Annotated in this window: 11 protein-coding genes; 10 read left to right on the top strand and 1 reads right to left on the bottom strand. The window is 33.1% G+C overall.

Annotation, left to right across the window (positions count from 1 at the left end; all coding sequences use genetic code 11):
• Window positions 1–5 precede the first annotated feature (5 nt).
• Complete coding sequence (locus KMW28_RS10700) at window positions 6–1322, top strand: DEAD/DEAH box helicase (protein ID WP_169663425.1); 1317 nt, start codon at window positions 6–8, stop codon at window positions 1320–1322.
• A 54-nt stretch (window positions 1323–1376) separates the two neighbouring features.
• Here KMW28_RS10700 and KMW28_RS10705 read toward each other — a convergent pair whose 3' ends face one another.
• Complete coding sequence (locus KMW28_RS10705; RefSeq protein WP_066207442.1) at window positions 1377–2120, bottom strand: geranylgeranylglyceryl/heptaprenylglyceryl phosphate synthase; 744 nt, start codon at window positions 2118–2120, stop codon at window positions 1377–1379.
• 167 nt (window positions 2121–2287) lie between these two features.
• On the opposite strand from KMW28_RS10705, the gene pyk reads away from it, so the two are divergent.
• The 9 genes from pyk to KMW28_RS10750 all read left to right on the top strand — a co-directional run bounded on the left by pyk (window position 2288) and on the right by KMW28_RS10750 (window position 12184).
• Complete coding sequence (pyk, locus tag KMW28_RS10710) at window positions 2288–3718, top strand: pyruvate kinase (RefSeq protein WP_066207440.1); 1431 nt, start codon at window positions 2288–2290, stop codon at window positions 3716–3718.
• 293 nt (window positions 3719–4011) lie between these two features.
• Window positions 4012–5091 (top strand): LptF/LptG family permease, encoded by a 1080-nt coding sequence (locus KMW28_RS10715; protein WP_169663424.1) that lies wholly within the window; start codon window positions 4012–4014, stop codon window positions 5089–5091.
• 92 nt (window positions 5092–5183) lie between these two features.
• Window positions 5184–6095, top strand: a complete 912-nt coding sequence (locus KMW28_RS10720; protein ID WP_169663423.1) for a DMT family transporter — start codon at window positions 5184–5186, stop codon at window positions 6093–6095.
• A 79-nt stretch (window positions 6096–6174) separates the two neighbouring features.
• A complete protein-coding gene (locus KMW28_RS10725; protein ID WP_169663422.1) occupies window positions 6175–7362 on the top strand; it encodes a lipase family protein in 1188 nt (395 codons plus the stop codon).
• Between the two features lie 92 nt (window positions 7363–7454).
• Entirely contained in the window at window positions 7455–8333 is an 879-nt protein-coding gene (locus tag KMW28_RS10730; RefSeq protein WP_169663421.1) for a universal stress protein, read from the top strand.
• A 110-nt stretch (window positions 8334–8443) separates the two neighbouring features.
• Window positions 8444–9541 (top strand): Nif3-like dinuclear metal center hexameric protein, encoded by a 1098-nt coding sequence (locus tag KMW28_RS10735; protein WP_169663420.1) that lies wholly within the window; start codon window positions 8444–8446, stop codon window positions 9539–9541.
• Window positions 9542–9619: 78 nt separating this feature from the next.
• Entirely contained in the window at window positions 9620–10297 is a 678-nt protein-coding gene (gene sdaAB / locus KMW28_RS10740; protein WP_169663419.1) for an L-serine ammonia-lyase, iron-sulfur-dependent subunit beta, read from the top strand.
• Window positions 10298–10403: 106 nt separating this feature from the next.
• Window positions 10404–11747 carry a TolC family protein gene (locus tag KMW28_RS10745; RefSeq protein ID WP_169663418.1) on the top strand — a complete coding sequence of 448 codons (1344 nt, stop codon included), beginning with the start codon at window positions 10404–10406 and terminating at the stop codon, window positions 11745–11747.
• A gap of 11 nt (window positions 11748–11758) precedes the next feature.
• Window positions 11759–12184, top strand: a complete 426-nt coding sequence (locus KMW28_RS10750) for a DUF2147 domain-containing protein (protein WP_169663417.1) — start codon at window positions 11759–11761, stop codon at window positions 12182–12184.
• Window positions 12185–12225 lie beyond the last annotated feature (41 nt).

The following is a 12225-nucleotide window of genomic DNA, read 5'->3' on the forward strand; positions in this document are numbered from 1 at the left end:
ATAAAGTGACTTTCGATAATTTTGATTTAAACGATGATCTTTTGGATGGAATTTATTCCATGAATTTCCATGAACCTACTCCTATTCAAGAGCAAGCTATACCAGCTATTCTTGATAATAAAGATCTCATAGCATGTGCTCAAACAGGTACAGGTAAAACAGCAGCTTTTTTATTACCTATAATGCACCAAATCCATACTTCAGATTATGATGGAACGGATACGCATACAGTAATTATAGTACCTACAAGAGAATTGGCTTTACAAATCGATTATCAGATACAAGGTCTATCTTATTTTACTCCAGTAACATCCATTGCAGTGTATGGTGGAGATTCTTCATCTTTCTCAAATCAAAGAAACGCTTTAAAACAAGGAGTTGATATCATCGTAGCCACTCCTGGTAAACTGTTATCGCATCTAAATATTGGAGCGAATGTCAGTAAAGTCAAAAACTTGATATTAGATGAAGCAGATAGAATGTTGGATATGGGATTCCATGAGGATATTCTTCAGATTGCTTCACATTTACCTAAGCAAAGACAAAATATATTCTTTTCGGCAACGATGCCTCCAAAAATCAGAACACTTGCAAAAGAGTTATTGAAAGATCCTTTGGAGATTAATATTGCTATTTCAAAAACTTCTAAAAACGTTACACAAAAAGCCTACTTATTGTATGATCAACAAAAGGGTACAATGGTAGATTATTTGATGACGCTAAAAGAATATGAAAGTGTTATCATCTTTACAAGTACAAAACAAAAGGTAAACGAGGTAACTACTCTATTAAAAAAGAGAAAGCTAAATGCTGAGGGGATTAGTTCTGATCTTGATCAAAAAGAAAGAGAGGAAGTTTTACTAAGGTTTAAAGCACAGCAAACAAAAATTTTAGTAGGAACAGATATCATTTCTCGAGGTATTGATATTGATACAGTAGAATTAGTAATCAATTTTGATGTCCCAAAAGATCCTGAAGATTATGTACATAGAATTGGTAGAACGGCACGTGCCTCTAGAGAAGGTGAAGCAATAACGTTTATCAATGAAAATTATAAAGAGCAAGGTTCGTTTGCAAAAATTGAGCAGCTTATTGGTTTAGATATCGAAAAACCTGAAAATCCAAACTTTATTGGTAAAGGTCCAGAGTATAAACCTGTTGTTAGAAAAGGTGGCGGGAATAAAAGAAGAAACTTTTCGAATAAGCCAAAGAACTTTATAGGGCCGGGTAAAAAGAATTTTTCGAATAACAAATCAAATAATTCGGGCTACAAGAAAAGGTATAAACCGAAGCCTAATCAACAACAAAAACCAAAAGATTAATAAAAAAAGCCTAGGAGTACATCCTGGGCTTTTTTCGTATTAAAATGATATCTTTTAAATAGTCACGTTTAGTTCTTCATAAAGTTCTTTTAATAAAGACTGATTTTTTTCGAATGCCGATCCGATTACTACAATATCAGCCCCTGCTTCAAATTTTTCTACTACTTCATTTTTTGATCTAATTCCTCCACCAACAAATAATAGGCTATCTGTTTTCTCTTTCACACCTTTGATCATGGTATTTGAAACTGTTTTGCTTGCACCACTCCCACCTTCTAAATAAAATGCTCGCATACCTAATAGTTCTCCAGCCATCACTGTACTAATTGCGATATCTTCTTTATTATAAGGAATAGGTTGCGTATTACTCATGTATTGAACAGAAGTCGGCACTCCCGTATCAATTAAAACATAACCTAAAGGAATAGCTTCTAACTTTGATTCTTTTACATGATGTGCTGCATGAACTTGCTGTCCAATTAAAAATTCTGGATTCCTCCCTGAAATTAATGACATAAAAAGAATTGCATCGGCCTCTTTGGTTACTTGCATTGAATTACCAGGAAATAAAACGACTGGTTTTCCTAATGATTTTAAATCTTTAACTGTTTTTTCGAGTTGATTTGTGGATAACAAACTTCCTCCAACCAAAAAAATATCAGGTAAATGATTTTTATTCCCGTTTTTTAAGAAAAAATATACGTCATTTGACCACTTATCGGGGTCAATTAGTATAGCTAACGTTCGTTTCAGCTCACTTTTTCTCTCCAAAAGCCAATTTTCTATCGATAATTGCATTTGTTAATATAAGATGATTTAATATTTCTTGTTCTATAAAGTGGAATCTAATAAATTCGCATGTGTTTCAAAAATAGAGTGAGAAATTAAATCAGTTTTAAATAAAACAGAGTTATTAATTTTAATCACTCATCATTTCAAAATTATATATTCGTTAACTAAAAATTATGAGTATCGCAATCAACAAGACTAAGATCGTCGCTACAATCGGACCGGCAACAAGAGATAAGCAAAAAATTCTTGAGTTAATCCATGCAGGTGCAGACGTTTTCCGTTTAAACTTCTCACACGACGTTCACGAAGCTCACCAACAAGTAATTGATTGGGTAGCTGAATACAATTCTAAATTTGGTCACAACACAGCGATTCTTCAAGATTTACAAGGTCCTAAGATTCGTATTGGTGAAGTTGAAGGTGGAGCAGTTGAGATTGTTGAAGGTGAGCAAATCATCATCACTAATACTCCAGTAGTTGGTACTAAAGATAAAGTATCTACTACTTATACTAACATTGTAAAAGACGTGAAAGCAGGTGACAACATCATGATTGATGATGGTAACCTTTGTGTTCGTGTTATTGAAGTAAAAGGTAATGAAATTATTGCTGAAGTTGTTCACGGTGGTAAATTGAAATCACGTAAAGGTATGAACTTACCTGATACAAACATTTCAGAAGGTTCACTTACAGCAAAAGATAAAAGAGACTTGGAATTCGGTCTTGAAGCTGGTGTAAACTGGGTAGCTCTTTCATTCGTAAGAACTCCTCAAGACATCATGACTGTAAAAGACATTATCAAGTCTAAAGGTTCTGACGCTAAGATCGTTGCTAAAATCGAACGTCCAGAAGCAATCACTAACTTCGACGAAATCTTGAAAGTTACTGATGCTGTTATGGTAGCTCGTGGTGACCTTGGTGTTGAAATCAAATTCGAGGACGTACCAATGATCCAAAAAGAAATCATCCGTAAGTGTAACAAAGCTGGTAAGCCAGTAATCGTTGCTACTCAAATGATGGAGTCTATGATCACTAACCCTCGTCCTACTCGTGCAGAAGTAAATGACGTTGCTAACGCTGTAACTGACGGTGCTGACGCGGTAATGCTTTCAGCTGAATCAGCTGCTGGTGACTACCCTGTAGAAACTGTTCAAGCTATGGTACGTATCCTTTCTGCTGTAGAGCGTCAAACTCAAGACATCTACAACAAAACGTATGACTTCGATCCGGCAAAAGATAGCTATGCGGGTAACCTTATCGCTCAATCTGCTGCTGCAATCTCTAAAGATTTAGAAGCGAAGTGTATCATCGGTCTTACTCAATCTGGTTTTACGGCTTCTCGTATCTCTAGACACCGTCCTGATACTAACATCTTCATCTTCTCATCAGATAAGAAGTTAGCTGCTACATTAAACCTAGTATGGGGTGTTAGAGCATTCCACTTGTTACCAAAAGAGTCTTCTACTGAGACTTTCAAAGAGGCTGAAGCTATCTTGGTACAAAAAGGTTTCTTGGCAAAAGGCGACCGTTACGTTAACATCGCTGCTTTACCATTGAGCGTTTCTGGTAAAACAAACAGCTTAAAAATCGACATCGTTGACTAATTAAGCAGTTAATAATATATGGAGCCCTTCAAGTTTTCTTGGAGGGCTTTTTTATTTGTTATAACTCATTAACTAGTAGAAGTACAAGAATTATTATTTACTTCAATCACTATTTTAATTCTTCCCTCCTTATAATAATGCAAATTTGAAAAAAGGGTGTGAAACAACGTTAAAAGTGAACTTTTATAGTCATCTATCCTGCTCAGACGTTGGAAAATTAGAATAGTAATTCGTTTTTTGTATATCGTAAGCCAATCGGTTTTTTTCATATAAAAATAGATACAACAGACAATATGAAACTTCTGGATAAGTATATTCTCAAAAAGTTTTTTAAGACATTTATTTTTGTAGTTCTGTTATTGAACATCATTGTATGTGTAGTAGACTACACAGAGAAGCAAGATGATTTCCTTAAACATGGACTCAGTTTCGGATACGTATTTAAAGAGTATTATGTAAATCTCTTTATACATTGGGTGAATACACTTAGTCCCCTGTCTATTTTTATAGCAGTAGTATTTATGACCGCTCGATTAGCTTCGCACACAGAAGTTATTTCGATCTTATCAAATGGTGTTTCTTACCATAGATTCTTAGCACCATATGTAGCGGGTGCAGTTTTAGTTGGTATAGTTATTTTTGGGCTTATTGGCTTTGCTGTTCCGAATGCATCAAAAACAAGAGTAGCTTTTGAAATTAAATACCTCAAAAGCCCCTATTATTTCAATGAGAGAGATATTCACTATAGAGTGAGTGATTCATCATATCTATATGTTGAAACGTATAACAACAGAATTAAGAGAGGTTATCGTCCAACTTTAGAAGTACTTAGCGGAAACAAATTATTAAGTAAGCTTTCTGCTAACCGTATTCAATGGGATTCTACTAAAGAAGAATGGACTTTTGATAGATATGAAAAATATGAATTCAAGCCTGATGGAAAGCAAACCTTCTCGAAAGGAAATAGTTTGACCATGAAATTAAACTTGGATCCGAAATATTTCGAAAGTAAGTATGCCCTTCATGAAACGCTTACAAACACAGAATTGTCAGAGTTTATTGAAGCAGAAAAAGAAAGAGGTGTAGGTAACTTAGGTGTTTATGAAAACGCCTTATACGAACGTTATGCTTATCCTTTCGCCATTCTTATCTTAACCATAATGGGTGTTTGTGTATCCTCTGTGAAATCAAGAAGAGGTTCCGGATATCAAATAGCCATGGGCTTTGTTCTTGCATTTATCTATTTATTAATGGTATTGATGTCAAGGGCAATTGCAGAAGCAGATACATTAAGTCCATTCCTAGCAGCTTGGCTCCCTAACATAATATTCTTTGTCGTTACGATTTACCTCTATTTTAAGGTACAGAAATAATAAACGATAATTTGAACAAAATGAGAGTCTAACTAGTTAATGGTTAGACTCTTTTTTTATACATTTGCAGCACAAACTTTTAAACTTCCGAAATGTTCAACGACCAATTCAAGTTACACATCATTGTGTTTATTTGGGGCTTTACGGCCATCCTAGGAGTACTCATTGAGCTTGACTCTTTTCAGTTAGTGTTTTACAGAACGCTAATTGCCGCCTTATCGATGGGTGTTTTTATGAAAATAAAAAAATGGGAAACAAAATTACCGACCAAAGATGTATTGAAATTATTGGGTACAGGTGGTTTGGTTGCCTTGCATTGGATCTTATTTTTTACATCAGCAAAGATTTCAAAAGTAAGTGTCTGTTTAGCAGGTATTGCTACTACTGCCCTTTTTACCTCATTTCTTGAACCAATTTTCAATCGTACGAGTGTAAAACCATATGAAGTTGTCTTAGGGTTATTCGTCATTGTGGGATTGTATATTATCTTCCAATTCGAATTTGATCATGCACTAGGATTATCACTTTCTTTGTGTGCTGCATTTGTTGCTTCTACTTTTAGTGTTTTAAATGGTAAGTTTGTGAAGAGAATTTCATCTCCAAAAATCACCTATTATGAAATGATCGGTGGTGCCATCACCTCATTTATATTATTGCCCTTTTTATCGACAGGAGACACATGGTTATCTATCCCGTCGAATCAAGATATTATTTATTTATTGGTTCTTTCTATCGTTTGTACGACGGCTGCATATGCAGTTTGTGTAGAAATACAAAAGAATTTGAGTGCTTTTCAAGTCAACCTTACTGTAAACCTTGAACCTATCTATGGTATATTATTGGCGCTAATGTTCTTTGGTGAAAAAGAACAAATGTCGCCGGGTTTTTATATTGGAGCAAGCGTTATTTTACTATCGGTTCTTTCTTATCCTGTTTTAAAAAAGAATTACAATAGAAGATCTTCAAATAATAAAAATTTACATCAAGAAGCGATGAACAGTTAAATAATATTTCTAGAAAAAATATTTAAACATTTTACTTTAGGAGTTGATTTATTAATTTAAATAAATCAACTCTTTTTTTATGCATTCTACTTTCAAAAATATAAGACTATTCATCTCATTATTACCTTTCATACTTCTGTTTTACAGTTGTTCCGATAATGAAGATTTAAGTGATGAAATCAATTTAAATGAGACGGGCACACTAATTAATAGTAATCTAAAGGCTTCCCTAACCACTCAGGAATTGAGATTAATTACCGAATTTGCTGGCTTTGGAAATATCACTCCAAAAATAGAATTTGATATTGAATCATATGTTCTGACTTATACAACAAAAGACATCGATGATAATATTATCACCGTATCTGGAGTGGTCTCTATTCCTAAAACAGATAATCAACTATCTAGTATATTATTAAGCAGAGGTACAACTCTAGCAAATACAAATTCACCTAGCATCAATTCGTTACCCACTTATGAACTAGGTGCAGCATTAGGCTATGTTATTATGACTCCGGATTTGATTGGATTTGGAGAAAGTAATGCCTTACCTCAAAATTATTTCATAAAGAATATTACCGCCTATTCATCTATTGATTTTTTAAAAGCAACCAAAGAGTTTCTAAATCAAAAAGGAGTATCCATCTCTAATGATTTAATTTTAGCAGGATATTCTCAAGGTGGTGCATCTACTTTCAGTATAATGGAGTATTTCGATGATTATAACAAAACAGATTATCAAGTAAGTAAGGTGTATGCAGGTGCTGGAGGTTATTTTCTTGAGGAAGTAATGAATACAATTTTGAGTAATGACACCTATGACGCCCCATCGTTTTTAGCTTTAATTATCTATTCATTTAATGAAAATTATAGGATTGAAGATGGTTATGAATATTATTTCAATGCACCATACAATGATAGAATTGCCTCTATACTTGATGGCTCATTAAATATTAGTCAAGTAAACAGTCAATTATCTGATAACATTGAAGAATTGTTTACATCAGAGTTTCTTTCATCAGTCAAAACGGGTAATGATGAAATAAATACCTATTTGAATTCCAACTCAATATCTGTTAAAAGATACAATTACCCTATTCATTTGTATCATTCTACTGAGGATGAGATTCTTCCAATCAGTACTTCAGATAGTCTTTATCAATCTTTAATCTTAGAAAATAATGAAGTGGAATACACCAAAGTTACAGGTAATCACTCCGATGCATCAATAGATATTTTGATAAAAATATTCGATGATTTAAAATAACGTATTATTTACACTTTATTGACTTTCATCAATAAAAATCAGCATTAAATAAAGTATATTAGATATATCATTAATCCTAAAAGATAAACATCATGAAGATCAAAAATATTTTAGTCCCAACAGACTTTTCGGTTGAAGCAAATAATGCACTCGAAATAGCTATTCAAATAGCTGAAAAGAACGATGCATCACTATCATTACTTCATGTTATCGATGTCCCTACTATCAATCATTATGATAGTCTATCTGTATTTGGTGCAGGTGATGTGGGTATGGAAGATCCTGAGATTTATAATCATTACACCAATAAATTATCAAAAGTTGTTGATGATAAGATCAAAAAAATAATTGATACTTATCCCAACATTAAAATCGAAAAACACATTGAATTTGATTCACTTCAAAGACATTTAGCCGATTTCGTTAGTAAAGAAGAAACGGATCTAATTGTTATTGGCTCACAGGGTATTAATGGTTTAGATGAGCTTTTGGTAGGTTCTAATACCGAGAAAATAATTAGATTATCAAAAGTCCCTGTGCTTACCGTGAAAAAGAAAGATGAGAAGTTCGAACCAAAAAATATAGTTTTTGCCTCTGATTTCCATAAAGTTAATAACGGTGCAATTGCTACATTAAAGCTTTTCCAGGAAATATATGATTCGAAGATTCATTTAGTGAAAGTGATCACCCCTAGTAATTTTGAAGCAACCCCCTATTCTATTCAACAATTAGAAGAGTTTGCTGAGTTACATAAATTTAAAAATTACGATGTTCATAGCTTTAATGACTTTTCTGAAGAAGAAGGTATCAGAGGATTTGCTCAATTTATTGATGCAGACATGATATCATTGACCACTCATGGCAGAACGGGTATTCAACACCTTTTACTAGGAAGTATTGCCGAAGAAGTGGCCAACCACGCCGTTCGACCAGTACTTACTTTCAATAAAAAGATGAAAGATAAAGTTTAGTTATAAATGAAATGAATTTTAAGCTCATAGGTATCCTATGGGCTTTTTTTGTACTTAAAATACATGAATAAACTGTATGAAAATACATTCAACATACTTAAATTCGTAACATGAAAATTAAAGAAATCGTGAAAAGCTTGGAGCAATTAGCTCCTCCTGTATATCAAGAATCTTATGATAATTCAGGCCTTCTTACCGGAAGTGGAAATGAAGAGGTAAAAGGCATATTGGTTACTTTAGATTGCGTAGAAGATATTGTAGATGAAGCAATTAATACTGGTTGTAATCTAATAGTGGCTCATCATCCATTGATTTTTGGAGGGTTGAAACGATTGAATGGAAAAAATTACGTTGAACGTACTGTAATTAAAGCCATTAAAAATGACATCGCTATATATGCTATTCATACCAATTTAGATAACATGAATAATGGTGTGAGTGCTAAGATTTGCAGCCTATTAGGTTTAGAAAATCTAAAAATACTTGCCCCTAAGAAAGATACTTTATTTAAATTGACTTCTTATGTACCAATCGAAGCTACTCAAAAAGTTTTAGAAGCACTTGGCAATGCTGGCGCTGGACAAATTGGAAATTACTCCAATTGCAGTTATCAAACAAAAGGAATTGGCTCATTTTTAGGCAACTCGAATACCAATCCATCTGTTGGTCAAGCTAATCAGTTAGAAGAAGTTGAAGAAAACAAAATTGAAGTTCAATTTCCAATTCACTTAAAAGGATCGGTATTAAATGCACTTCACTCCTCGCATCCTTATGAAGAAGTAGCGTATCATATCACAAAGTTAGAAAACGTGAATACAACTGTAGGATCTGGAATGTATGGTACTTATACTGAAGGCATTCCAGCTGATATATTCCTATCTAAATTAAAAGACACATTCAAAGTTGGAGCGATTAGACATACTAAAGTCGTGAATAAAACGATTAAAAAGGTGGCCGTTTGTGGTGGTGCAGGAAGCTTCTTACTTGGAAATGCTAAAGGAGTTAAAGCTGATGTCTTTATTACAGGTGATTTTAAATATCATGAATTTTTTGATGCTGAAGATCAAATCATGATTGCAGATATTGGACACTACGAAAGTGAGCAATTTACCTCCGAATTATTAATTGATTATATCAAAGAGCAATTTGATGAAATAAAAGTGATCAAAACTTCCAATAATACTAATCCTGTTCACTATTTTTACTAGAAACACATAATCACATACTTTAATTCTTGGTACATCATAAACATTTTGTGCCTTGAAGCTTATTTTTTATAAACACAAATGGCGGATAAATCAAGTATTTTTGACATGATTGGGCCTATTATGATTGGTCCTTCTAGCTCTCACACCGCAGGAGTAGTACGTATAGGTAGAGTTGGTTTTAAGATGATTGGAGGAATTCCAGAACATGCTGAAATCGTTTTTTATAATTCGTTTGCACGAACTTATGAAGGTCACGGTTCTGATAAAGCAATCATATCAGGTTTAATGGGAATGTCAACTGATGATCCTAATATCAAAAAATCTTTTGAAATTGCTGAAGCAAAATCTTTTGATTACGAATTTAGGCCTGTAGGTAATGCATCTGCACATCATCCAAACACCATCAAGCTGATTTTGACTAAAGAGGATCGTAAACTTGAAATAGTTGGTGTTTCTAAAGGCGGAGGAATCATCTCTATTCGACAAGTAAATGGTTATTCTTCTAACTTTAGTGCAAACTCTCCTACCTTGATTGTCACTGCAGAAGATAGAAAAGGATCTATATCCTTCATTTCAAATCTCTTAGCACAAGAAGATGTAAATATTGCAGAAATGACCGTTTCTAGAAAAGGTAAACATCAAACTGCTTGTCAGTTTATAGAAATGGACTCTGCCCCTCGAGATATAACATTAGAGTACCTTAAAAGTATAAAATGGGTACAAGACGTAACATTTTTACCAAATGTTGACGACTAAATAGTTTACATTAGAAAACTTTACTAAATTAAGTGCATGTTTTAAATATTGTTTTGAAACATGCACTTCCATTTAATTTTTTAATGCGTTTGCATTACATATTACCATGACAAGAAACAAACTCCTCTTATTTTTATTATCATCGATAACTTCAGTGTCAATTTATGCCCAAGAGACTTGGGATTACAAGCAATGTGTCGAATATGCTATCGAAAATAACCTTTCTGTTAAGCTTCAATCGTATAACGTAAATGAGAGAACAGAAGAATTTAAACAGGCAAAATCTCAACGCTATCCTAATGTAACAGGTTTTTATAACCATAGTTTTAATAGAGGTTTAAACCCAGATCCGAACACCAACTTATTGGTAAATCAAATTACAAATAATGGTCAGTTTGGAGCTCAAGTTGGTGTTCCGATTTTTGGTGGCCTAAAGGTTAGAAACCAAATAAAACAGTCAAAGGTCAATATTGAGAGTGCGACTTACAGCAAAGAAAAAATGGAGAACGACATCGTTCTTCAGGTTACTGAAAACTATCTTGATGTTATCTTTAAATATGAAAATGTAGGTATCTCAGAAAAGAGAGTCACCAATCTTAAAGAACAAGTTGATCGAACTAAAAGATTGGTTGATGCCGGTTCTGCTCCTCTTTCAGAATTATTGGATTTACTTTCTCAGTCAGCTGATTCAGAAAGACAATTGACTGAAGCTGAAAATGCTTACAATATTGCATTACTTACACTAAAACAATCTATGCAATTGGATTTCAATACTGAATTTGAGATTGATATTCCAGAATTTGCTGAGCCTGATACTACATTACAGTTTGTTCCATCTAACGAGGTATTTGAAGAATCTAAACGCATTATGCCTGAAATTCAAGCGGCAAAGATGAATATTCAGGTTTCTGAGTATCAAAGAAAGATTGCAAAAGGTGACTTCTACCCAACATTAAATTTAAATGGTAATGTAAGTACGGGTTACTCATCAAATTACATTAATAGAAATGATCCTAACGACAATTCTTTGATGCGTCAATTTGAAGATTATTTCAGTCAAGTAGCTTCAATTCAAATGAATATTCCTATTTACAGTAAACGTAATGTAAAGACGAATGTAAATAAAGCAACTATTGCAATTAGAAAGAATGAAGTTCAATTAGAACAAGAACTTAATACATTAAGAATAAATATAGAACAAGCATATATTAATGCATTATCGGCACAAAAAACATATGTATCTAATAAAAAATCAGTTGAATCGTTAGAAGAACAGTTCCGTTCAGTAAATAAGCGATTTGAATCTGGTGCTGCGAATACTACCGATTATGTTGTTGCTGAAAACAATTTGAATATTGCACGTGCAGAATTAAATAGATCGAAATATCAATTTATCTTTTCTATGAAGATACTTGATTTTTATTCGGGTGAAGAAATTATTATTGAATAGAGATTATAATTATGAACAAAACAATTCTTCTTTTACTAACAGGACTCTTTCTATCAATTTGTAGTTATGCTCAGGAATCTTCAGTTTTTGGCATATGGAAAACAATTGATGATGAAACAAACGAAGCTAAAGCTTATGTAGAGATTTATAAAGAAGCTGATAATACTATGTCAGGTAAAATCATTAAGCTTTTGAAAGATCCTGAAGATACTACTTGTGATAAATGTCCTGGAAATAAAAAGGACCAAAAAGTTATGGGTATGCAAATCATTTGGGGAATGGAAAAAAATGGCGACCAGTGGACAGATGGTAAAGTTTTAAAGCCTGAAAATGGTAAAATTTATTCATGCAAAGTATGGGTAGAAGAAGGAAAGTTACAAGTAAGAGGTTATTTAGGTTTTATTTATAAAACTCAAACTTGGTTAAGAGTTGAATAAAAAGCGTCTTATAATAAAAATAGGCTATCTCAATTAAATGA

Source organism: Flammeovirga yaeyamensis, assembly GCF_018736045.1.
GTDB lineage: Bacteria > Bacteroidota > Bacteroidia > Cytophagales > Flammeovirgaceae > Flammeovirga > Flammeovirga yaeyamensis.

What these genes read in the sequence shown, in the direction of transcription:
- KMW28_RS10705 (WP_066207442.1), bottom strand. Translation starts at nt 2,120, where the DNA reads ATGCAATTATCGATAGAAAATTGGCTTTTGGAGAGAAAAAGTGAGCTG.
- pyk (WP_066207440.1), top strand. Translation starts at nt 2,288, where the DNA reads ATGAGTATCGCAATCAACAAGACTAAGATCGTCGCTACAATCGGACCG.
- KMW28_RS10715 (WP_169663424.1), top strand. Translation starts at nt 4,012, where the DNA reads ATGAAACTTCTGGATAAGTATATTCTCAAAAAGTTTTTTAAGACATTT.
- KMW28_RS10720 (WP_169663423.1), top strand. Translation starts at nt 5,184, where the DNA reads ATGTTCAACGACCAATTCAAGTTACACATCATTGTGTTTATTTGGGGC.
- KMW28_RS10725 (WP_169663422.1), top strand. Translation starts at nt 6,175, where the DNA reads ATGCATTCTACTTTCAAAAATATAAGACTATTCATCTCATTATTACCT.
- KMW28_RS10730 (WP_169663421.1), top strand. Translation starts at nt 7,455, where the DNA reads ATGAAGATCAAAAATATTTTAGTCCCAACAGACTTTTCGGTTGAAGCA.
- KMW28_RS10735 (WP_169663420.1), top strand. Translation starts at nt 8,444, where the DNA reads ATGAAAATTAAAGAAATCGTGAAAAGCTTGGAGCAATTAGCTCCTCCT.
- sdaAB (WP_169663419.1), top strand. Translation starts at nt 9,620, where the DNA reads ATGGCGGATAAATCAAGTATTTTTGACATGATTGGGCCTATTATGATT.
- KMW28_RS10745 (WP_169663418.1), top strand. Translation starts at nt 10,404, where the DNA reads ATGACAAGAAACAAACTCCTCTTATTTTTATTATCATCGATAACTTCA.
- KMW28_RS10750 (WP_169663417.1), top strand. Translation starts at nt 11,759, where the DNA reads ATGAACAAAACAATTCTTCTTTTACTAACAGGACTCTTTCTATCAATT.